Here is a 22606-nt window from a genome sequence, read left to right as displayed (position 1 = left end):
TTCCCAATCCCAAGTTAAGCAGGCAAACAAGATGCAGAGCCAAACCGCGCGTGGACGCAATGTGGTCGTCGTCGGCACCCAGTGGGGTGACGAGGGCAAGGGCAAGGTCGTGGACTGGATGACCGATCACGCGCAGGGCGTCGTGCGCTTCCAGGGCGGTCACAACGCCGGCCACACGCTGGTCATCAAGGGCGTGAAGACGGCGCTGCAACTGATCCCCAGCGGCATCATGCGCGACGGCGTGGCTTGCTACATCGGCAACGGCGTCGTGCTGGACCCGACCCATCTGCTGACCGAGATCGAACGCCTGGAAGCGGCCGGCGTCGAGGTGCGTTCGCGCCTCTTCATCAGCGAGTCCTGCCCGCTGATCCTGCCCTTCCACGTGGCCGTGGACAAAGCGCGCGAGCAGCTGCGCGAGACCAGCGGCAGCGGCAAGATCGGCACGACCGGCAAGGGCATCGGCCCGGCCTACGAGGACAAGGTCGCACGCCGCGCGTTGCGCGCCCAGGACCTGAAGCACCCCGAGCGCTTTGCCAAGAAGCTGCGCGAGCTGCTGGAACTGCACAATTTCGCGCTGGCCGGCTACCTCAAGGGCGAGACGCTGGAGTTCCAGCCCATCTTCGACCAGGCCATGAAGATGGCCGAGGCCATCAAGCCCATGCTGGCCGATGTCGGCTACATGATCCACAAGGCCCACAAGGCCGGCGCCAACATCTTGTTCGAGGGCGCGCAGGGCACGCTGCTGGACATCGACCACGGCACCTATCCCTACGTCACGTCCAGCAACTGCGTGGCCGGCAACGCCGCCGCCGGTGCCGGCGTGGGCCCGCAGATGCTGCACTACATGCTGGGCATCACCAAGGCCTACACGACGCGCGTCGGCTCGGGCCCGTTCCCGACCGAGCTGGATTGGGAAGTGCCCGGCACCGTCGGCTACCACCTGTCCACCGTGGGTCAGGAGCGCGGCACCGTCACCGGCCGCGCGCGCCGTTGCGGCTGGCTGGACGCCGCCGCGCTGAAGCGCTCCATGATCATCAACGGCATCACCGGCCTGTGCCTGACCAAGCTGGACGTGCTGGACGGCCTCACCGAGATCAAGATGTGCGTGGGCTACGAGCTCGATGGCCGCCAGCTCGACATCCTGCCGCTGGACGCCGACGAGATCGAGGCCTGCACGCCGGTGTTCGAGACCTTCCCCGGCTGGACCGAGACGACCTTCGGCATCACCTCCTGGGACGCGCTGCCGGCCAATGCGCGCAGCTATCTGAAGCGCGTCGAGGAAGTCATCGGCACGCCGATCGACATGGTCTCCACCGGCCCCGACCGCGAGCACACCATCGTGCTGCGCCACCCCTATTCCGCCTGAAACTACACACCCCATCCACGGAGACTTCCGCACCATGCTGACCGACGACGGCAAACATCTCTACGTGTCCTGGGACGAGTACCACCTGCTGACCGAGCGCCTGGCGCTCAAGGTGCACGCATCGGGCTGGCATTTCGACCAGATCCTGTGCCTGGCCCGCGGCGGCATGCGCCCGGGCGATGTGCTGTCGCGCGTGTTCGACAAGCCGCTGGGCATCATGTCCACCAGCTCCTACCGCGCCGAGGCCGGCACCATCCAGGGCCGCCTGGACATGGCCAAGTACATCACCATGCCCAAGGGCGAACTGGCCGGCCGCGTGCTGCTGGTGGACGACCTGGCCGATTCGGGCGTCACGCTGAAGGCGGTGGTGGAGCGGCTGCGCGGCATGCCGGCCATCAGCGAACTGCGCTCGGCCGTCATCTGGACGAAGAAGGTGTCGGCCTACACGCCGGACTATTACGTCGAGATGCTGGAGACCTCGCCCTGGATCCATCAGCCGTTCGAGGAGTACGACGGGATGGGGCCTGAGGCGTTGGCGAAGAAGTTCGTCGTTTGAGGAGTGGGCTTATGGCGCGGATCGAAGTCTCGGTTTGTGCCACCACTCGACGAAGCGCCCATCGAGGGCGCATCGTCGGGGACTCGGACACTCGCGACCCCAGCAGGCGGCTTTGCGCTTGCAAGCGCAAAGCCTTCACCGAGGCGTCGGGCAAGCCTCAGGGCGTGCCCTTGGTCCTTGGTGACGTGCCCTTCGAGCCCTCTCCTGGGCACCAAAGAAAAAAGGCCGGCGCTTTCGCGTCGGCCTTTTTTCTTTTGTTTGGTGCCCAGGAGAGGACTCGAACCTCCACGGAGTTACCCGCTAGTACCTGAAACTAGTGCGTCTACCAATTCCGCCACCTGGGCAAGGTGCTCAAAACTTCTGATTGAAGTCCTGAGCCATTTCAGGAAAACAGAGACTATATCATCAAAAACTTGAAGAACACAAATGCGTCGCCTACGGGCGATGGGGCGGGCCTGCTCGGCGAGATCGAAGGAACGCTGCAAGGCCATCGGGACGGCCATGGCTTCCTGATCCCCGACGACGGCTCGGCCGACATCTACCTGTCTTCGCAGGAGACCCACGCCGTCATGCACGGTGACCGGCTGCGCGTGCGCGTCACGCGCTTCGACAAGCGCGGCCGGCCCGAGGGCAAGGTGCTGGAGATCCTCGAGCGCAAGAGGCGTCCGTTGATCGGCCGCCTGCTGCTGGAATCCGGCATCTGGCTCGTCGCCCCTGAAGACCGCCGCATGGGCCAGGACATCCTGATCCCCAAGAACGGCATCGCCAATGCCACGGCCGGCCAGGTCGTCGCCGTCGAGTTGACCGAGCCACCGTCGCTGTATTCGCAGCCGGTGGGCCGAGTCGTCGAGGTGCTGGGCGAGATCGACGACCCCGGCATGGAGATCGAGATCGCCGTGCGCAAGTACGACGTGCCACACCGCTTCAGCCCCGACACCTTGGCCCAGAGCGCCAAGCTCCCCGAGAAGCTGCGCGCCGCCGACCTGAAGAATCGCATCGATCTGCGCGACGTGCCCCTGGTCACCATCGACGGTGAAGACGCGCGCGACTTCGACGACGCCGTCTACTGCGAGCCACACAAGCAGGGGCGCGGCAAGAGCGCCTTCCAGGGCTGGCGGCTGCTGGTGGCCATCGCCGACGTGTCGCACTACGTGAAGCCCGGCGAGCCGCTGGACGCCGATGCCTACGAGCGCGCCACATCCGTCTACTTCCCGCGCCGCGTCATCCCCATGCTGCCGGAGAAGCTCTCCAACGGCTTGTGCTCGCTGAACCCGTATGAAGACCGGCTCAGCATGGTCTGCGACATGCTCGTCTCCACCGACGGCACGGTCAGCGCCTATCAGTTCTACCCGGCGGTGATCAGTTCGCATGCGCGCTTCACCTACACCGAGGTCGCGGCCATCCTGGCCAACACGCATGGCCCCGAAGCCGCCAAGCGGCGCGAGCTGGTGCCGCATCTGCTGCACCTGCACGAGGTCTACCGCGCGCTGCTGGCCGAGCGTGGTCGCCGTGGCGCCATCGACTTTGAGACCACCGAGACGCAGATCGTCTGCGACGACAACGGCCGCATCGAGAAGATCATCCCGCGCACACGCAACGACGCGCACCGGCTGATCGAGGAGGCCATGCTGGCCGCCAACACCTGCTCGGCCGACTTCATCCAGTCGTCCAAGCACCACTCGCTGTTCCGCGTGCACGAGGGCCCCACGCCCGAGAAGCGCACGACGCTGCAGAACTACCTGCGCTCGCTGGGCATCGGCATGGGCGTTTCCGACGACCCGACGCCGCGCGAGTTCCAGGCCATCGCGCAGGCGACCAAGGACCGCCCGGACGCGCAGCAGATCCACACCATGCTGCTGCGTTCCATGCAGCAGGCCATCTACACCGGCACCAACTCCGGCCACTTCGGCCTGGCCTATCCGGCGTACACGCACTTCACGAGCCCCATCCGGCGCTACCCCGACCTGCTGGTCCACCGCGTCATCAAGGCTTTGCTGGGCGGCAAGAAGTACACGCTGGACGCCAGCAAGATGAACGTGCCGCAGGCGCCCAAGCGCCCCGGCCGTGCGGCGCCGCCGAACCCGGCGGAAGCGCGCAACGAGGCCGAACGCTGGGAAGTCGTCGGCGCGCACTGCAGCGCCAACGAGCGCCGTGCCGACGAGGCCAGCCGCGACGTCGAGGCCTGGCTGAAGTGCCGCTACATGCGTGACCGTCTCGGCGAGGAGTTCGCCGGCACCGTCAGTGCGGTCACGTCGTTCGGCCTGTTCGTGCAGCTGGACGCGCTCTACGTCGAAGGCCTGGTGCACATCACCGAGTTGGGTGGCGAGTACTACCGCTTCGACGACGTGCGCCAGGAGCTGCGCGGCGAACGCACCGGCATCCGCTACGCCACCGGCGCGCGCGTGCAGGTGCAGGTCAGCCGCGTGGACCTGGATGGCCGCCGCATCGACTTCCGCCTGGTGCGTGGTGCCGATGAGGTGCGAGCGCCCAGCCGTGGCGCGTCGGGCAAGCCGTCGGGGAAGTCGTCTGGCAAACCGTCAGGTAATGCGCCTGCCAAGAAGCGCGCGCCCAAGACGGCCGTCGAGACGCTGGACGAGGTGCGCCAGACCGACCGCGACGTGAAGCAGAGCCGCAAGGCCGTCGTCGCGGCGCTGCACCCGGTCAAGGCGGCGCAGCAGGCGGCCAAGCGCGCCGCGAGCAAGGCGTCCAAGAAGACGGCCGCCAAGCCGGCACCGCGCAAGCGCCGCTGAGGGCGTCGGCCGTCAGCGCTGCGCGGCCAGGCGTTCGATGAGGTCGCCGGCGCGCAGCACGCCACCGGTCTCGCCGGCGCGGCCATGCGCGTCCACGCCGGCGCAGGCGATGGACCGGGCCGTCGCCGTCGGCTGCTGGGCCCACAACCCGCCCAGCCAGCCGGCCAGCACGTCGCCGCTGCCGGCCGTTGCCAGCGCCGGGCCGCCGCCGGCACAGATGGCCGGCCGCTCACCGGGCGAGGCGATGACGCTGCCCGAGCCTTTCAGCACGACCGTGCAGCCGAAGCGGTCGGCCAGGTCACGGGCCGCGGCGAGGCGGTCGGCCTGCAGGCTGGCTGTGTCACGTGCCATCAGGCGCGCGGCTTCGAGAGGGTGTGGCGTCAGCAGCGTCGTGCCTGCAGTTCGGCAGCGCAACAGGCCTTGCAGCGCTGCGTCGGTGGCAATGGCGTTGAGCGCATCCGCATCGAGCACGAGGCGCGGCAGTTGCCGCAGCAGCGCGGGCAGGGCGGCTGCGATGCCTGGCCCGGCGCCGCAGCCGACAACACCGATCGCCTGCGGCAGTTCGGCCAGCGTGCCGCGCATCAGCTCGGGTCGGCCGGCGTCGGCGGGCTCGCCGGCAGCCTGGCGCAGCAGGTCCAAATAGACGCGCCCGGCGCCGCAGGCCAGTGCTGCGCGGGCGGCCAGGCGCGCGGCACCCTGCATGCCCGGCGCGCCGCCGACGACCAGCACCTGGCCATGGCTGCCCTTGTGGCTGGTCGGTGCGCGCTGCGGTGCGGCCCCTGGCCCCAGCAGTTCCGCCGTCGGCGCGTCATCCGGCGCAATGCCCAGGTCGTCAAACCAGATGTGCCCCGCATGCGCGCGGCCCTCGCCCGTGAACAAGCCGGGCTTGAGCGTCAGCAGCGTCAGCGTGTGGTCGGCGCGCACGGCGCGCTCGCCCGCGGGCTGGCCCGTGTCGGCCAGCAGGCCGCTGGGCAGGTCGACGGCGATGATGGGGGCGCCGCAGGCCTGCATCCCCGCCATCGTGGCGAGCAGGTCGGCCGACGGCGCGCGGTTCAGGCCCAGGCCCAGCAGCGCATCGATGACGAGGGCGGGGCGTTCGGGTGCGTCATGGCCGACATGCACTGCGACGCCGGCCTCGGCCAGCCGTCGCGCGGCAATCCGGCCGTCACCGCCGTTGTGGCCCGGTCCGCAGACGACCCAGACCGGCCCGTCGCCGCGCCGCAGGGCCAGCGCCAGCTTGGCGATGGCCAGGCCGGCGCGCTCCATCAGGGCGGGCGAGTGGGTGAGAGCGCGCGCCTCGATGCGCCGGCTGGCGGCGACATCGAACAGCGGCAAGGTGGTGGTCGTGGGCAGCAGCGCGTGCATGCCCGCAAGCTTAGGCCACGCGTTGCGGCCCCAGCGGGGCGATGTCGACGGCCGGCACTTGCCCGGCAATCTGCTGCGCCAGTGCCTGGGCCATGCCGCAGGCCAGGCCCCAGCCCTGGCCGCCGGGCGACAGGTTGAGCCACACGCCGGGCCTTGCGCTGGCGCCCAGCAGCGGCAGGCCGTCGGCCGGCAGTGCACGCCGGCTCTGGCCGTGCTGCACCTGCTGGTGCAGTACCGAGCCGGGGAACCAGTGCTGCAGGCCGCGGTGCAGGGCTTCGAAGTCGGGGGTGAGCCGGGTGTTCGCGCCGGTCACCGTGGGGGCTCCGGTCACGCGCACGCGCTGGCCGATGCGGGCGATCGCAAGGCCCAGCGCAGGGTCGACCCAGCCGGACTTGGGGCCGAGGTCGGGGTGGGCTTCGAGCAGGCGCAAGGGCGCGGTGACCGAGGCCTCATGCTGGGCAGCGAGCCGGATGGCGTGGCCCAGCAGCGCGCCGGCATCCAGCCCGTTGCACAGCACGACGGCGTCGAAACGCTCGTCCTGCGGGCCCAGCAGCTGCGGCACCGTGTCGCCCGCGTCGCGCTCGACGCCACGCGTCGGCGCTTCCGGGGGCGGCGTGTACTCGTGGCGCAGTGTCAGCCCGGCGCCGTCGCTGGCAATGGCGCGCACTGTCGTGTGGAAGCGAAAACTGGCGCCCAACCGCTGGGCCTGGTGGCGCAACTGCTGCGCAAACAGGCGCGCATTGCCGACGCCGCCCGGCGCAAATGCCAGTGCGGCCGCCAGCGTTGCCTCGCCATTCAGGCCGGGCTCGCGCAGGCGCGCCTGGCTGCCGTCCAGCAGCTCGACCTGAAGACCCAGCGCCCGCCATCCCTCCAGGCGGGCCTCGGCCGCGGCGACGCGGCGGGCGTCGGCCAGCGCGACGAGCAGGCCGCCAGCCGCTTCGTCGTCCAGCGCCAGGCTGCGGCGCAGCTCCGTGGTGCGCGCCAGGCTCAACACGCTCAGCGCCGCGAGCGCCGCGCCGGCGTCACCGCCGCGGCGATCGGCTCGCCAGCGCCGCCAGCGCCATGCCAGCGGGGCGGGTGCCGCTTCGGTCAGGCCGGGCGCGAAGGGCGCCAGCAGCGCGCTGCCGGCGAAGCTGGCCTGCTCGGCGACGCTGCCGCCGCGCTCGAACACCTGCACGGTCAGCCCCAACGCGGCCAGCTCGTAGGCCGTGGCCACGCCGGCGAGCCCGGCGCCGACGACCGCGACGCGGCGGCTCACGCGCGCACCTGGCGGTGGCGAGCGGGGACGGGCGTGGCGGCGGCCGCTGCGCGGGGTCGGCGGGGGAGGGCCATGGGTTTGTGTATACTCTGCGGGTTTTGCCGGAGGGGCCAGCGCTTTTGCAGTGCTGCGAGCCTCGGCAGAACGGTTGTGAGGGTGGTGTGGCTGAAGCCTTCGGTCGCCACTCGTCGCAACAAATCGCAAACCGGTCACACAAAGGTGTTGTGGTTTGCGGCTTCGGGAAACGCTTGTTTCCAGATGCTGCAACGCAATTCGGGCCGGATTTTAGACACAACCTTCGGAGTAAGACCCATGTCTGTCACGATGCGCGAGATGCTGGAAGCCGGCGTCCATTTCGGTCACCAAACCCGCTTCTGGAATCCCAAGATGGCCCCGTATATCTACGGCCATCGCAACAAGATCCACATCATCAACCTCGAGAAGACGCTGCCCGCGTTCAACGATGCGATGAAGTTCGTGCGCCAGCTGGCTGCCAAGCGCGGCACCATCCTGATGATCGGCACGAAGCGCCAGGCCCGCGAGTTCATCGCCGCCGAAGCGCAGCGCGCCGGCATGCCCTACGTCGACTCGCGTTGGCTGGGCGGCATGATGACCAACTTCAAGACGGTCAAGACGTCCCTCAAGAACCTGAAGGACATGCAGGCCCAGATCGACGCCGGCACCCAGCCCGCGATCAAGAAGGAAGCCCTGCTGTTCCAGCGCGACATCGCCAAGCTGGAAAAGAACATCGGCGGCATCCAGGACATGACCGCGCTGCCCGACGCCATCTTCGTCATCGACGTCGGCTATCACAAGATTGCCGTCGCTGAAGCCAAGAAGCTCGGCATCCCCGTCATCGGCATCGTGGACACGAACCACTCGCCCATAGGCATCGACTACGTCATCCCCGGCAACGACGACTCGGCCAAGGCCGTGGCGCTGTACGCCCGCGCCGTCGCCGACGCCGTGCTGGAAGGCAAGGCCAACGCCACGAACGAAGTCCTGGCCGCGGTTGCCCCGGCTGGTGACGAGTTCGTCGAGGTCTCCGAAGAGGCCTGAGCCCCTTCCGCCCTGCATTGAAAGGGGCCGTCATGGCCCCTTTTGCCAACTGAAATCTGGAGAAGAGAAATGGCTGCAATCACCGCAAGCATGGTGGGCGAACTGCGCGCCCGTACCGACGCCCCGATGATGGAGTGCAAGAAGGCGCTGACGGAGGCCGAGGGCGACCTGGCCCGCGCCGAAGAGATCCTGCGCGTCAAGCTGGGCAACAAGGCCGGCAAGGCGGCGTCGCGCATCACCGCCGAAGGCATCGTCGCCTCGGCCGTCGTGGGCGGCAATGGCGCGCTGATCGAAGTCAACTGCGAAACCGACTTCGTTTCCAAGAACGACGCCTTCCTGGCTTTCGTCAATGCGCTGGCTGGCCTGGTGGCCGAACAGAACCCGGCCGACGTGGCTGCGCTGTCGGCACTGCCGCTGTCCCAGGAAGGCTTCGGCCCGACCGTGGAAGACGTGCGCAAGGGCCTGATCGGCAAGATCGGCGAGAACATGACGATCCGCCGCTTCCAGCGCTACACCGGCGCCAAGCTGGCGTCCTACCTGCACGGCACGCGCATCGGCGTGATGGTCGAGTTCGAGGGTGACGACGTCGCCGCCAAGGACGTCGCCATGCACGTGGCCGCGATGAAGCCGGCCGCGCTGTCCAGCGCCGACGTGTCCGCCGAACTGGTCGACAAGGAGCGTCGCATCGCCACCGAGAAGGCTGCCGAGTCCGGCAAGCCGGCCGACATCGTCGCCAAGATGGTTGAAGGCTCGGTGCAGAAGTTCCTGAAGGAAGTCTCGCTGCTGGACCAGGTCTTCGTGAAGGCCGCCGACGGCAAGCAGACCGTCGCCGCCATGCTCAAGGACAAGGCCACCACGGTGAAGGGCTTCACGCTCTACGTCGTCGGCGAAGGCATCGAGAAGAAAGTCGACGACTTCGCGGCCGAAGTCGCTGCCCAGGTCGCCGCGGCCAAGGGCCAGTAAAGCTTCTTAGCTGACCCCCAGGGCGCCCGGAATAACACCGAGGCGCCCTTTAAACTTCTGGGCCACCCGTTGGCCCCCACGATTTCCGAGGACACCATGCCTGCGTACAAGCGCATCCTGCTCAAACTCTCCGGCGAAGCCCTGATGGGCGACGACGCCTATGGCATCAACCGCGCGACCATCGTGCGCATGGTGCAGGAGGTCCGCGAGATCACGCAGATGGGCGTGGAAGTCGCCGTCGTCATCGGTGGCGGCAACATCTTCCGCGGCGTCGCCGGCGGCTCCGTCGGCATGGACCGCGCCACCGCCGACTACATGGGCATGCTGGCCACGGTGATGAACTCGCTGGCGCTGGCCGACACGATGCGCCAGGAGGGCATGGTGGCCCGCGTGATGTCGGCCATCGCCATCGAGCAGGTCGTCGAGCCCTATGTCCGCCCCAAGGCGCTGCAATACCTCGAAGAAGGCAAGGTCGTCGTCTTCGCCGCCGGCACCGGCAACCCCTTCTTCACGACCGACACGGCCGCCGCGCTGCGCGGTGCGGAGATCGGCGCCGAGATCGTGCTGAAGGCCACCAAGGTCGACGGCGTCTACACGGCCGACCCGAAGAAGGACCCGACGGCCACGCGCTACTCGGCCATCACCTTCGACGAGGCCATCAGCCGCAATCTGCAGGTGATGGACGGCGCCGCCTTCGCGCTGTGCCGCGACCAGAAGCTGCCGATCAAGGTGTTCAGCATCTTCAAGCCGGGTGCCCTGAAGCGCGTGGTGCAGGGCGAGGACGAAGGCACGCTGGTGCACGTTTAAAACCTTAATCAGTTGGGGACAGAGCTACTCGCTGACGCTCGGGCGGTCTGTCCCGCAAATTCATAGGTATCGATCATGAGCATTGCCGACATCAAGAAAAACGCCGAGGCCAAGATGGCCAAATCGGTGGACGCCCTGAAGAACGAACTGCACAAGATCCGCACCGGCCGTGCCCACCCCGGCATCCTGGATCAGGTCAGCGTCGACTACTACGGCTCCATGGTGCCGATCTCGCAAGTGGCCAATGTGACGCTGCTGGACGCTCGCACCATCTCCGTGCAGCCCTGGGAAAAGGGCATGGGCGCCAAGATCGAGAAGGCCATCCGCGAGTCGGACCTGGGCCTGAACCCGGCCAGCCAGGGCGACCTGATCCGCGTGCCCATGCCGCCGCTGACCGAAGAGCGCCGCCGTGACCTGACCAAGGTCGTGCGCAACGCCGGTGAAGACGCCAAGGTGGCCGTGCGCAACCTGCGCCGCGACGCCAACGAGCATGCCAAGAAGCTGCTGAAGGACAAGGAAATCGGCGAGGACGACGAGCGTCGCAGCCTCGACGAGGTGCAAAAGCTCACCGACCGGGTGATCTCGGAGATCGACAAGCTGATCTCGGGCAAGGAAGCCGAGATCCTGGCGGTTTGAGCGCGCTCCCGGTCGTGGCCCAAGAACGTCCAGCGCCGCCGCGCCATGTGGCCATCGTCATGGATGGCAACGGCCGCTGGGCCAAGAAGCGCTTTCTGCCGCGCTTCTTCGGTCACAAGGCAGGCGTGGATTCGCTTGTCAAGGTCGTGCAGGCCTGCATCGACCGCAACATCGAGCACGTCACCGTCTTCGCCTTCTCCAGCGAGAACTGGAAGCGGCCCAGCGACGAGGTCTCCGGCCTGATGGGCCTGGTGCTGGCGGCCGTCAGCCGCTACCTGGCCAAGATGGGTGCGATGGGTGTGCGCATCCGCATCGTCGGCGACCGCGACGCGGTGTCCGACAAGCTCCGCAACGCCTGGAACGAGGCGGAGACCAGCACGGCCCACAACACCAAGCTGACGCTGAACGTTGCCTTCAACTACGGCGGTCGCTGGGACATCGTGCAGGCCTGCAAGGCCGCCATCGCCGCCGGCGTGCCGGCGGCGGAGCTGACGGAGGCCAAGCTGTCCGAGTTCATGGCCATGAGCTATGCGCCGGACCCCGACCTCTTCATCCGCACTGGCGGCGAAGTGCGCATCAGCAACTTCCTGCTGTGGCAGGCGGCGTATACCGAATTCGTGTTCTCGGACTGCCTGTGGCCCGAGTTCGGCGAGCGCGAGCTGGATGCGGCCATCGCCGCCTTCCACGAGCGCGACCGCCGCTTCGGCGGCGTCAAGGAAGCGCCCGCGGCCTGAGCCGCAGAGGTCCCCATGCTCAAAACCCGCGTCATCACCGCCGTCGTGCTGCTGGCCATCCTGCTGCCGGTGCTGTTCCAGGCGTCGCCCTGGCCGTTCGCCTGGGTCACCGTCGTGATGATCGGCGCGGCCGGCTGGGAGTGGTCCAGGCTCAACGGCCTGCCCGGCACCGGCGCCATTGCCGCGGGCGTGGCGCTGGCGCTGGCCTGCGTGTGGACGCTGGTGATCGGCGGGCTCAACGCGCCGCCATCGTGGATCTGGTGGCTGGCCAGCGGTGTCTGGGTGCTGGGCGGTGCCTACGCACTGCGTGCCGGCCCGACGGGTTGGCCGCGCATCGCGCGTGGGGCCCGGCTGGCGCTGGGTGCCGTGCTGCTGTGGGGCGCCTGGCTGGCCATCGTGCAGGCCAAGGTGCACGGCATCAACTTCATCCTGTCGGTGTTCTGCCTGGTCTGGATGGCCGACATCGCTGCGTACTTCTGCGGCCGCGCCTTCGGCAAGCGCAAGCTCGCACCGGCCATCAGCCCCGGCAAGAGCTGGGAAGGCGTCTGGGGCGGCCTGGCCGGCGTCATCCTGCTCGGCTTCATCTGGGTGCACGTCATCGACGTGAAGCTGACCGTCGATTCGTCCAGCCTCTTCACGCTGCTGGTGCAGCGCCAGGGCATCGTGTCGCTGCTGGCTCTGGTCTTCCTGGGCGCGATGAGTGTCGTCGGCGACCTGTTCGAATCCCTCGTCAAGCGCGCGGCCGGTGCCAAGGACAGCAGCAACCTGCTGCCCGGCCACGGTGGTGTGCTGGACCGCATCGACGCGCTGCTGCCGGTGTTCCCGCTGGCCCTCGCGCTGATCAGCCTGTGATCCCCTCATGACCCGCCAACGTGTCTGCGTCCTCGGCTCGACCGGCTCCATCGGCGTCAACACGCTGGACGTCATCGCGCGCCATCCCGAACGCTACGAGGTCGTCGCACTCAGCGCGATGAGCCGCGTCGACGAACTGCTGGCCCAGTGCCTGGCCTGGGAGCCGCGCTTTGCCGTGATGCCCGAGCGCGCAGCCGCGGCCCGCCTGCGTGAGCGCCTGCGCGAAGCCGGTAGCCGCACCGAGGTGCTGGACGGCGCCGACAAGCTGGCCGACATCGCCGCCCATCCCGACGTCGACACCGTCATGGCAGCCATCGTCGGTGCCGCCGGCCTCGCGCCCGCCATCGCCGCCGCCCGCGCCGGCAAGCGTCTGTTGTTGGCCAACAAGGAGGCCATCGTCGTCGGCGGCGCCCTGTTCATGCAGGCGGTGGAGCAGGGCGGCGCGACGCTGTTGCCCATCGACAGCGAGCACTCGGCCATCTTCCAGTGCCTGCCGGAGGACCGCGCGGCGTGGCATGAGCGCATCGACCATATCGTGCTGACGGCCTCCGGTGGCCCCTTCCGCAGCCGCGATCCGAAGACGCTGGCCGACGTGACGCCCGACCAGGCCTGCGCCCACCCCAACTGGGTCATGGGCCGCAAGATTTCGGTCGACTCGGCGACCATGATGAACAAGGCGCTGGAAGTCATCGAGGCGCGCTGGCTGTTCAACCTCGCCCCGGACCAGATCAAGGTGCTGATCCATCCGCAGAGCATCATCCATTCGATGGTGGTCTGCCGCGACCAGTCCGTGCTGGCCCAGCTCGGCACGCCCGACATGCGCGTGCCCATCGCCTACGGCCTGTCCTTCCCCGAGCGCATCACATCGGGCGCCAGCCGGCTGGACTTGCTGACGACGCCCAGCCTGACCTTCGAAGAAGCCGATGCGGTGCGCTTCCCCGGCCTGCACCTGTCGTGGCAGGCGCTCAAGGGCGCCGAGGGCAGCACCACGGTGCTGAACGCCGCCAACGAGATCGCCGTCGATGCCTTCCTGAACGGCCGGCTGCGCTTCGACCGCATCCATGCGATCAACGCGCAATGCCTGGCCGACATCCAGCCGGGCGACTGCGCCAGCGTCGAAGCGCTGCTGGCCCTGGATGCCCGCACCCGCGAGCACGCGCTGCAGCTGGTATGACGCTCGCCGACATCCCGCCCTTCCTGCTCGCGATCGCGTTGCTGATCGCCTTCCATGAATGGGGGCACTACCGGGTCGCGCGGGCCTGCGGCGTCAAGGTGCTGCGCTTCTCCATCGGCTTCGGCCGCGTGCTGTGGCGCCGCGTGGGCCGTGACGGCACCGAATTCACGCTGTCGGCGCTGCCGCTGGGCGGCTATGTGCGCATGCTGGACGAGCGCGACGGCCCGGTCGCGCCGCACGAGCAGCAGCAAGCCTTCAACCAGCGCCCGCTGCGCCAGCGCGCCGCCATCGTCGCGGCCGGGCCGGCGGCCAACTGGGTGCTGGCCGTGCTGTTGTTCGCCGCGGTGGCCTGGCTGGGCAGCGAGGTGCCTCGGGCGGTGCTCGGCACGCCGCCGGCTGGGTCGCTGGCCGAACGTGCCGGCCTGCACGCCGGTGACGCGGTCCGCGCCGTGTCGGCCGATGGCCAGGACTGGCAGGACATCGAATCGCTGTCCGACCTGCAGTCCGCCGTGGCCCGCGCGCAGGCGCTGGGCGAGGGCCTGCACCTGTCGGTCGGCGCACCGGGCCATGCCTCACGCAGTGTGCGGCTGGAGACCGAGCGCCTGGCCGGCCGGGCGCCCGACGTCCAGCTGTTCAACGAGATCGGCCTGGCGCCGCTGTCCGATGCGCTGATACGGCAGGTCGCTGCCGGCGGTCCTGGCGCGGCGGCCGGGCTGCTGGCCGGTGACCGCGTGCTGTCCATCGACGGCCGCAACGTCCCCGATGCCGGCTTCCTGCGCGACGCGATCCGCCGCGCCGTGGATGGCGATCAGCCGCGCGCGATGGCCTGGCGCGTCGAGCGGACGGGCCAGGTCGTCGAGCTGACGCCGACGCCGCGCCTCATCGACGAGGCGGGGCGCCGCATCGCGCGGCTGGATATCGGCGTCGGCTCGCCGCCCGAGCGCGTCTTCGTCCGCCACGGCTTTGTTGACGGGCTGTGGCTGGGCGCCCAGCAGAGCTGGGACATGGCCGCGACCACCGTGCGGCTGCTGGGCCGCATGCTGATCGGCGAGGCCTCGCTGAAGAACCTCAGCGGCCCGCTGGCCATTGCCGATTACGCAGGCCAGTCCGCGCGCGCCGGCCTGGTGCCCTATCTCGATTTCCTCGCCAAGATCTCGCTCAGCCTGGCCGTGCTGAACCTGCTGCCGCTGCCCATGCTTGATGGTGGGCACCTCATGTATCATCTTTTCGAGGGTCTGAGTGGCCGCCCCGTCTCCGAATGGTGGCAACGGCAACTGCAGCGAGCTGGTGCGCTGATCCTGATGCTGATGATGGCCTTGGCCCTTTCCAACGATCTTGTCTCCCGTCTGACGGGCTGGCACTGAAACTCCCCGTTCCCCATGTCCTTTTCTTTCAGTTCGGGAGCGAAGCGTCGCCCCTTCCGCCTCGGCTTGCTGGCTCTGGCTGTCACGGGGATGTTCCAGTCAGGCCTGGCCTGGGCGGTCGATCCCTTCGTGCTGAGGGACATCCGTGTCGAAGGCCTGCAGCGGACCGACCCGGGCACGGTGTTCGCGTCGCTGCCCTTCCGCATTGGTGACACCTACAACGACGAGAAGGGTGCCGCGGCGCTGCGCGCGCTGTTCGCCACCGGCCTGTTCAAGGACGTGCGCATCAGCATCGAGGGCAACGCCGTCGTCGTCATCATCGACGAGCGCCCCATCATCGCCAACGTGAACTTCGTCGGCCTGAAGGAGTTCGACACCGAGGCGCTGACCAAGTCGCTGAAGGACGTCGGCATCGGCGAAGGCAAGCCCTTCGACAAGGCCCTGGCCGACCGCGCCGAGCAGGAATTGAAGCGCCAGTACCTGACCCGCAGCCTGTACGGCGCCGAGGTCACGACGACGATCACGCCCATCGAGCGCAACCGCGTCAACGTCAGCTTCAACGTGACCGAGGGCGAGCCCGCCAAGATCGCCGAGATCCGCATCCTGGGCAGCAAGGTGTTCTCCGAGAGCACGCTGCAAGGCCTGCTGGAGCAGACGACGACCGGCTGGCTGACCTGGTACACCAAGACCGACCGCTATTCGCGCGCCAAGCTGAACGCGGACCTGGAAACCATCCGCAGCTACTACCTGAACCGCGGCTACCTCGAGTTTGCGGTCACGTCCACGCAGGTCACGATCTCGCCGAACAAGCAAAGCATCAGCATCGCCATCACGGTCAGCGAAGGCCAGCCCTACACCGTCACCGGCGTCAAGCTGGAGGGTGACTTCCTCGGCCGCGAGGAGGACTTCAAGCACCTCGTCTTCCTGAAGCCCGGCCAGGCCTACCAGGGCGAGGCCGTCGCGCAGACGACGCGTGCGTTCTCCGACCTGTTCGGCACCTACGGCTATGCCTTCGCCCGCGTCGACAGCCGCCCGGACATCGATCGCGCCACCGGCCAGGTCGTCGTCACCTTCGTCGCCGAGCCGCAGCGCCGCGTCTACGTGCGCAAGGTGGTGCTGTCCGGCAACTCGCGCACCCGTGACGAGGTCATCCGCCGCGAGTTCCGCCAGTTCGAGGCGGCCTGGTACGACGGCCAGAAGATCAAGGCCTCGCGCGACCGTGTCGAACGCCTGGGCTATTTCAAGGACAAGGAAGTCACCATCGACACCCAGGAGGTGCCGGGTGCCCAGGACCAGGTGGACGTGATCCTGACCGTCGTCGAGCGCCCCACCGGTGCCATCACGGTCGGTGCCGGCTACTCCAGCCAGCAAAAGCTGTCCTTCACCGGCTCCATCCGTCAGGACAACGTGTTCGGCTCGGGCAACTACCTGGGCATCGACGTGGCGACGGCGCGCACCGGCCGGCAGCTGCAGATCAGCACGGTGGACCCGTACTTCACGGTGGACGGCGTGTCCCGCGCGGTCGACCTGTTCTACCGCACGACCCGCCCCATCAACACGTTGGGCGAGGAGTACCAGTACGTCACCAAGGGCGGCGCGATCCGCTTCGGCGTGCCGTTCTCCGAGGTCGACACGGTCTTCTTCGGCATCGGCTACGAGCAGACCGACATCACCACGTCCAAGGGTCTGCCCAACAGCTACCTGCTGTTCGTCAACCAGTTCGGCCAGCGCAGCAATGCCGTGCCGCTGACGGTGGGCTGGCAGCGCGACAGCCGCGACAGCGTCATCTCCCCGCTGAAGGGCCGCTACCAGCGCGTCAACTTCGAGCTCAGCCCCATCGGTGACGCCCAGTTCGCGCGACTGAACCTGCAATACCAGCAGTACTTCGACATCACGAACAAGATCACGCTGGGCATCAACAGCGAGCTGGGCTGGGGTGTCGGCCTCGGCGGCCGGCCCTATCCGGTCTTCAAGAACTTCTATGGCGGTGGCCTGGGTTCGGTGCGCGTGTTCGAGGCCGGCTCGCTGGGCCCGGTCGACAACACCGGCTCCTACAGCGGCGGCAACCGCCGCTTCAACACCAACGCCGAGCTCTACCTGCCGGTGCCCGGCAGCGGCAACGACAAGAGCTTCCGCATCTTCCTGTTCGCCGACGCCGGCAACGTCTGGGGCTCGCACGAAAAGCTGAAGTTCGACAGCATCCGCGCCTCGGCCGGTCTGGGCCTGTCCTGGATCTCGCCGATGGGTCCGCTGCGCCTGAGTTACGGCAAACCTATCCGCAAGGAACGCACGGATAGAATCGAGAAATTCCAATTCCAGATCGGGACTGCATTCTGATGATGAGCAAGCTCTTGCAATCGGTGGCTCTGGCCACATCGATGATGGTGGCCGCCTCGGCCGTGCAAGCCCAGGAACTGAAGATCGGCTACGTCAACAGCGAGCGTGTGCTGCGCGAAGCCAACCTGGCCAAGACGGCACAGATCAAGCTGGAAACGGAATTCGGCAAGCGCGAGAAGGACCTGCGCGATCTGGAAACCAAGCTGCGCGGCGCTGCCGAGAAGCTCGAGAAGGACGCGCCCACGCTGTCCGAAGCCGAGCGCAACCGCCGCCAGCGCGACGTCGTCGAGCAGGAACGCGACCTGCAGCGCAAACGCCGCGAATGGCAGGAAGACCTGAACCAGCGCAAGAACGAGGAACTGTCCGTGGTGGTCGAGAAGGCCAACAAGGTCATCAAGCAGATCTTCGACGCCGAGAAGTACGACCTGATCCTGCAGGACGCGATCCACTTCAGCGCCCGCGTGGACATCACCAAGAAGGTGATCGACACGCTGAACGCGCAGAAGTAAGTCGCGCAACTCATGAGCCCGACTCCTGTCGCGCTCACCGAGCTGATCGCCGCCTTGGGCGGCGATTTGCTTGGTGGGTCCGATGTGCGCACCGCGCATGTTTCGCGGATTGCACCGCTGGACGAGGCTGACGCGCACAGCATCAGCTTCCTCGCCAACCCGCGCTACCAGGCCCAGCTCGCAACGACCGCGGCCCGCTGCGTCATCGTCGCGCCGGCCTTGGCCGACGTCGCCGCCGCGCGCGGCGCGGCCATCGTCACGCCCGACCCCTACCTGTACTTTGCGCGCCTCACGCAGTGGTGGGCGGCGCGCACGCGCCCGCCGGCCCAGGCCGGCGTGCACGCCAGCGCCGTGGTGTCACCCGAGGCAACGCTGGGGCAGGGTGTCGAAGTCGGCCCGCTGGCCGTCATTGAGGCCGGTGCCGTCATCGGCGACCACGCCCGCATCGGCGCGCACTGCGTTGTCGAGCGCGGCGCCAGCGTCGGCGCGCACACGCGGCTCGCGCCGCGCGCCGTGCTGGGCCATGGCTGTCGCATCGGCGCGCGCGGCCTCGTGCACAGCGGCGTGGTCATCGGCGCCGACGGCTTCGGCTTTGCGCCCAGCAAGAGCGGCTACGTGAAGATCGAACAGCTCGGCGCGGTCAGCATCGGCGACGATGTCGAGATCGGTGCCAACACCTGCATCGACCGCGGTGCGCTGGCCGACACCGTCATCGAGGACGGCGTCAAGCTCGACAACCTGATCCAGATCGCCCACAACGTGCACATCGGCCGCAACACGGCCATGGCCGGCTGCGCGGCGGTGGCCGGGTCCACGCGCATCGGCGCCAACTGCACCATCGGCGGCGCGGCCAACATCATCGGCCACCTGACGCTGGTGGACGGCGTGCACATCTCGGCCGCCACCACCGTCACGCGCAGCATCAGCGAGCCCGGCGTGTACAGCGGCCCCTATCCCTTCGAAGAGAATTCGAGCTGGCAGAAGAACGCAGCCACGCTGCGCCAGCTCTCCACCCTGCGCGAGCGCGTGCGCGCGCTGGAGAAGAACAAATGAACGAACCGACCCCGACCCCGACCGCCATCCCGATGACGATGGACATCCACGAAATCCTCAAGCGCCTGCCGCACCGCTATCCCATCCTGCTGGTGGACCGCGTCGTCGAGCTGATCAAGGGCGAGCGCATCCGCGCCATCAAGAACGTCTCCATCAACGAGCCCTTCTTCCTCGGCCACTTCCCGCACCGCCCGGTGATGCCCGGCGTGCTGGTGCTGGAAGCCATGGCCCAGGCCGCGACGCTGCTGTCGCTGGCCAGCATGGACATGGTGCTGGACGAGAAGTCGGTGGTCTATTTCGCCGGCATCGACAACGCCCGCTTCAAGCGCCCCGTCGAGCCGGGTGACCAGCTCATCCTGGAAGTGACGCTGGACCGCGCCAAGGCCGGCATCTACAAGTTCAGTGGCCGCGCGCTGGTGGGCGAGCAGCTCGCCGCCGAGGCGCAGCTGATGTGCACGATGCGCCGCATCGAAGCCTGAGCGCGCGCCGCCAGATGGCCATCCACCCCACCGCCATCGTCGACCCCGGCGCGCAGCTGGACAGCAGCGTCGAGGTCGGCGCGTACACGCTGATCGGCCCGCACGTGAAGATCGGTGCCGGCACCAAGGTCGGCCCGCACTGCGTCATCGAAGGTCACACGACCGTCGGCCGCGACAACCACTTCTTCCAGTTCAGCTCCATCGGCGCGGCCAACCAGGACAAGAAGTACGCCGGCGAGCCGACGACGCTGGTCATCGGCGACCGCAACACCATCCGCGAGTTCTGCACGCTGAACATCGGCACGGTGCAGGACCGCGGCGAGACGACGGTGGGCAACGACAACTGGATCATGGCCTACTGCCACCTGGCCCACGATGTCGTCATCGGCAACGAGTGCGTGCTGGCCAATAACGCCACGCTTGCAGGCCATGTGCGCGTGGGCGACCATGTCACCATCKGCGGCCTGACCGGCATCCTGCAGCGCATGCGCATCGGCGACCACGCGATGATCGGCTTCCAGGCCCACGTGGCCCAGGACGTGCCGCCCTTCATGACGGTGGACGGCAACCCGCTCGCGGCGCGCGCCGTCAACGTCGTCGGCCTGAAGCGCCGCGACTTCAGCAGCGAGCGCATCGGCGTCATCCGGCAGATGTACAAGCTCCTGTACCGCACGGGCTACACGCTGGATGAGGCCAAGACGGCCATCGAGGCGCTGCGTGGTTCGGACGGCGGCGCGGCGGATGTCGACATCGACCTGATGCTGAATTTCCTTGCCGCTTCAACCCGCGGCATCGTCCGCTGAACCGATGCAGACCGCGCCCCGCCTCGGCATGGTGGCCGGCGAGGCCAGCGGCGACCTGCTGGCCGGCCTGCTGCTGCAAGGCCTGCGTGCGCGCTGGCCCGCACTGACCGCGCAGGGCATCGGCGGCCCCAAGATGATCGCCCAGGGCTTCGAGACCTGGTGGCCGCACAGCAAGCTGTCCATCTTCGGCTACGTCGACGCGCTGCTGAACATCCGTGAGCTGCTGGCCATCCGCAAGCAGCTCGGCACGCGCCTCATCTCGAACCGGCCCGACGTCTTCATCGGCGTCGATGCGCCCGACTTCAACTTCGGCCTGGAGACGCGGCTGCGCGAGGCCGGCATCAAGACCGTGCACTTCGTCTGCCCGTCCATCTGGGCCTGGCGGCCGGAGCGCGTCGTGAAGATCAAGGCGGCCGCGGACCATGTGCTGTGCCTGTTCCCGTTCGAGCCCGAGATCCTGCACAAGGCCGGCATCGGTGCGACCTACGTGGGCCATCCGCTGGCGGACGCCATTCCCATGGAGCCACCGCGTGCGGCGTCGCGCGAGGCCTTGAACCTGACCGAAGGCGACACCGTCATCGCGCTGCTGCCCGGCAGCCGCAAGAGCGAGATCAAGTACATCGCACCGGCGCTGATCGGCGCGGCCCGGCTGCTGGCCCGGCCGGGCCGCCGCTTCATCATGCCCGTGGTGCCGGGCCTGCGCGGCCTCGTGGAGCCCATGCTGGGCGGCGTCGACATCCAGCTGGTCGACGGCCAATCGCACGCGGCGCTCGCCGCCTGCGACCTGACGCTGGTGGCCAGCGGCACGGCCACGCTGGAGGCCGCGCTGTTCAAGCGGCCGATGGTCATCGCCTACCGCATGAACGCGCTCAACTGGTGGCGCATGAAGGGCAAGGGGCTGCTGCCCTGGGTGGGCCTGCCCAACATCCTGGCGCGCGAGTTCCTGGTGCCCGAGCTGATCCAGCACGGCTGCACGCCCGAGAACCTGGCCCGCGAGGCCGAGGCCTTGCTGGCCGACGCGCCGCGCCGCGCCGCCTTGCATGGGCGCTTTGTCCAACTCCATGAGCTGCTGCGGCAAGACACCGCGCGGCGTGCCAGCGATGCGATCGCGAGCCTCCTTGGTGCCTGAACAGGTCGCGCTCGACTGGACGCCGCCCGGCCTCATCGCCGGCGTGGACGAGGCCGGCCGCGGCCCGCTGGCCGGCCCCGTGTTCGCTGCCGCCGTCATCCTGGACGACTTGCAGCCCATCCGGGGCCTGGCCGACTCCAAGGTGTTGACGGCGGCCAAGCGCGCGCGGCTGTACGACGAGATCCGCGCCAAGGCGCTGTGCTGCTGCATCGCGCACGCGACGACCGAGGAGATCGACCGCATCAACATCCTGCAGGCCACGATGCTGGCCATGCAGCGCGCGGTGACGGGCCTGCGGCTCAAGCCGGCGCTGGTGCGCATCGACGGCAACCGGCTGCCCGTGCTGCCCATGGCGGCCGAGGCCATCGTCAAGGGCGATGCGACCGTGCAGGCCATTTCGGCCGCCAGCATCCTCGCCAAGGTGGCGCGCGACCTGTTCTGCGAGCAGATGCACCAGAGCCATCCGCAGTACGGCTTTGCCGCGCACAAGGGCTATGGCACGCCCGAGCATCTGGCCGCGCTGAAAGCCCACGGCGCCAGCCCCTGGCACCGCCGCAGCTTCGCGCCGGTGCGCGAGGTCTGCGTGGACGTGACGACCAACACGCTGGCATGAAGCTCGACCACATCACGTCCCGCGACAACCCGGCCCTCGTCAGACTGCGCAAGCTGACGCTGGACGCCGGCGGCTACCGCAAGACCGGCAGCGTCTGGATCGAGGGTGACCATCTGCTGCGCGCGGCGCTGCAGCGCGGCCGGGTACCGGCGCTCGTCGTGCTGACCGAGGCTGCGATGCAGGATGCCGCGCTTGCGGCGCTGGCCGAATCCGCACCGCGCGCCCTCGTCGTGCCGACGGCCCTGTTCAAGGGCTTGAGCGGCCTGGAGTCGCCCGCGCAGATCGGCGCCGAGCTGACGCTGCCGGTCGCACCCGCCATCGACCCGCAGGCCGCCAGCGTGGTGCTGGACCGCCTGCAGGACGCCGGCAACGTCGGCGCCATCCTGCGCAGCGCGGCGGCCTTCGGCGTGCGCCAGGTGTTGGCCATCAAGGGCACGGCGGCGCTGTGGTCGCCCAAGGTGTTGCGGGCGGGGCAGGGCGCCCACTTCGGCCTGCGCCTTGTCGAAGGTCTGGAGGCAGGCGACCTCGCACAACTCGCCGTGCCGCTGATCGCGACCAGCTCGCACACCGAGCACGCGCTGCACCGCGTCGTACTGCCCTCGCCTTGCGCCTGGATCATGGGCCACGAAGGGCAGGGCGTGTCGCCCCAGCTGATGGCCCGCTGCGCGCTGACCGTGGGCATCCCGCAGCCCGGCGGCGAGGAATCGCTGAACGTGGCCGCTGCGGCCGCGATCTGCCTGTACGAAAGCGAGCGCCAGCGCGGGTGATCGCCAGCCGCCGCTGCGGCCGCATCGGACTT

General features: G+C 68.5%; 21 protein-coding genes and 1 tRNA gene. 19 read left to right on the top strand and 3 right to left on the bottom strand.

Annotation, left to right across the window (positions count from 1 at the left end; genetic code table 11):
• Positions 1–31 precede the first annotated feature (31 nt).
• Positions 32–1366 (top strand): adenylosuccinate synthase, encoded by a 1335-nt coding sequence (locus tag AC1D29_RS02035; RefSeq protein ID WP_477894223.1) that lies wholly within the window; start codon positions 32–34, stop codon positions 1364–1366.
• A 34-nt stretch (positions 1367–1400) separates the two neighbouring features.
• The gene (locus AC1D29_RS02030) at positions 1401–1922 is read left to right on the top strand and encodes a phosphoribosyltransferase (protein WP_477894222.1); all 522 of its coding nucleotides are present in this window, start codon (positions 1401–1403) and stop codon (positions 1920–1922) included.
• Positions 1923–2181: 259 nt separating this feature from the next.
• On the opposite strand, the gene AC1D29_RS02025 is transcribed toward AC1D29_RS02030, so the two are convergent.
• A tRNA-Leu gene (locus tag AC1D29_RS02025) sits at positions 2182–2266 on the bottom strand.
• 69 nt (positions 2267–2335) lie between these two features.
• Between AC1D29_RS02025 and rnr the strand changes: the two genes are divergently transcribed.
• A complete protein-coding gene (gene rnr / locus AC1D29_RS02020) occupies positions 2336–4672 on the top strand; it encodes a ribonuclease R (RefSeq protein WP_477894221.1) in 2337 nt (778 codons plus the stop codon).
• Between the two features lie 12 nt (positions 4673–4684).
• On the opposite strand, the gene AC1D29_RS02015 is transcribed toward rnr, so the two are convergent.
• Positions 4685–6037 carry an NAD(P)H-hydrate dehydratase gene (locus AC1D29_RS02015; protein ID WP_477894220.1) on the bottom strand — a complete coding sequence of 451 codons (1353 nt, stop codon included), beginning with the start codon at positions 6035–6037 and terminating at the stop codon, positions 4685–4687.
• A 10-nt stretch (positions 6038–6047) separates the two neighbouring features.
• On the bottom strand, positions 6048–7295 hold the full coding sequence (locus AC1D29_RS02010; protein WP_477894219.1) for an NAD(P)/FAD-dependent oxidoreductase: 1248 nt from the start codon (positions 7293–7295) through the stop codon (positions 6048–6050).
• 312 nt (positions 7296–7607) lie between these two features.
• On the opposite strand from AC1D29_RS02010, the gene rpsB reads away from it, so the two are divergent.
• The 16 genes from rpsB (at position 7608) to AC1D29_RS01930 (ending at position 22574) form a co-directional block, all read left to right on the top strand.
• On the top strand, positions 7608–8354 hold the full coding sequence (gene rpsB, locus AC1D29_RS02005; protein WP_477894218.1) for a 30S ribosomal protein S2: 747 nt from the start codon (positions 7608–7610) through the stop codon (positions 8352–8354).
• 69 nt (positions 8355–8423) lie between these two features.
• Entirely contained in the window at positions 8424–9317 is an 894-nt protein-coding gene (tsf, locus tag AC1D29_RS02000) for a translation elongation factor Ts (RefSeq protein WP_477894217.1), read from the top strand.
• Between the two features lie 96 nt (positions 9318–9413).
• A complete protein-coding gene (gene pyrH / locus AC1D29_RS01995; protein ID WP_477894216.1) occupies positions 9414–10124 on the top strand; it encodes a UMP kinase in 711 nt (236 codons plus the stop codon).
• Positions 10125–10199: 75 nt separating this feature from the next.
• Positions 10200–10760 (top strand): ribosome recycling factor, encoded by a 561-nt coding sequence (frr, locus tag AC1D29_RS01990; protein ID WP_477894215.1) that lies wholly within the window; start codon positions 10200–10202, stop codon positions 10758–10760.
• A gap of 14 nt (positions 10761–10774) precedes the next feature.
• Positions 10775–11494 carry a polyprenyl diphosphate synthase gene (gene uppS, locus AC1D29_RS01985; protein WP_477894214.1) on the top strand — a complete coding sequence of 240 codons (720 nt, stop codon included), beginning with the start codon at positions 10775–10777 and terminating at the stop codon, positions 11492–11494.
• A gap of 15 nt (positions 11495–11509) precedes the next feature.
• Positions 11510–12346, top strand: coding sequence for a phosphatidate cytidylyltransferase (locus tag AC1D29_RS01980; RefSeq protein WP_477894213.1), 837 nt, complete (start codon positions 11510–11512; stop codon positions 12344–12346).
• 7 nt (positions 12347–12353) lie between these two features.
• Positions 12354–13520, top strand: coding sequence for a 1-deoxy-D-xylulose-5-phosphate reductoisomerase (ispC, locus tag AC1D29_RS01975; RefSeq protein WP_477894212.1), 1167 nt, complete (start codon positions 12354–12356; stop codon positions 13518–13520).
• On the top strand, positions 13517–14884 hold the full coding sequence (gene rseP / locus AC1D29_RS01970) for an RIP metalloprotease RseP (protein ID WP_477894211.1): 1368 nt from the start codon (positions 13517–13519) through the stop codon (positions 14882–14884). Before ispC ends, rseP begins: the two co-directional genes overlap by 4 nt.
• 90 nt (positions 14885–14974) lie before the next feature.
• On the top strand, positions 14975–17221 hold the full coding sequence (bamA, locus tag AC1D29_RS01965) for an outer membrane protein assembly factor BamA (RefSeq protein WP_477894210.1): 2247 nt from the start codon (positions 14975–14977) through the stop codon (positions 17219–17221).
• A 2-nt stretch (positions 17222–17223) separates the two neighbouring features.
• The gene (locus AC1D29_RS01960) at positions 17224–17730 is read left to right on the top strand and encodes an OmpH/Skp family outer membrane protein (protein ID WP_477894209.1); all 507 of its coding nucleotides are present in this window, start codon (positions 17224–17226) and stop codon (positions 17728–17730) included.
• 12 nt (positions 17731–17742) lie between these two features.
• Positions 17743–18783, top strand: a complete 1041-nt coding sequence (gene lpxD / locus AC1D29_RS01955) for a UDP-3-O-(3-hydroxymyristoyl)glucosamine N-acyltransferase (RefSeq protein WP_477894208.1) — start codon at positions 17743–17745, stop codon at positions 18781–18783.
• The gene (fabZ, locus tag AC1D29_RS01950; protein WP_477894207.1) at positions 18780–19262 is read left to right on the top strand and encodes a 3-hydroxyacyl-ACP dehydratase FabZ; all 483 of its coding nucleotides are present in this window, start codon (positions 18780–18782) and stop codon (positions 19260–19262) included. The genes lpxD and fabZ overlap by 4 nt, the downstream gene beginning before the upstream one ends.
• Before the next feature lie 14 nt (positions 19263–19276).
• A complete protein-coding gene (lpxA, locus tag AC1D29_RS01945; protein WP_477894206.1) occupies positions 19277–20065 on the top strand; it encodes an acyl-ACP--UDP-N-acetylglucosamine O-acyltransferase in 789 nt (262 codons plus the stop codon).
• 4 nt (positions 20066–20069) lie between these two features.
• Positions 20070–21194: a lipid-A-disaccharide synthase gene (lpxB, locus tag AC1D29_RS01940; protein WP_477894205.1), complete on the top strand. Its 1125-nt coding sequence runs from the start codon at positions 20070–20072 to the stop codon at positions 21192–21194.
• Positions 21166–21807 (top strand): ribonuclease HII, encoded by a 642-nt coding sequence (gene rnhB, locus AC1D29_RS01935; protein WP_477894204.1) that lies wholly within the window; start codon positions 21166–21168, stop codon positions 21805–21807. Before lpxB ends, rnhB begins: the two co-directional genes overlap by 29 nt.
• Complete coding sequence (locus AC1D29_RS01930) at positions 21804–22574, top strand: TrmH family RNA methyltransferase (RefSeq protein WP_477894203.1); 771 nt, start codon at positions 21804–21806, stop codon at positions 22572–22574. The genes rnhB and AC1D29_RS01930 overlap by 4 nt, the downstream gene beginning before the upstream one ends.
• Positions 22575–22606 lie beyond the last annotated feature (32 nt).

The sequence above is a fragment of the Roseateles sp. P1_C6 genome, assembly GCF_056406315.1.
This window is presented reverse-complemented; position numbering and strand designations above follow the sequence as displayed.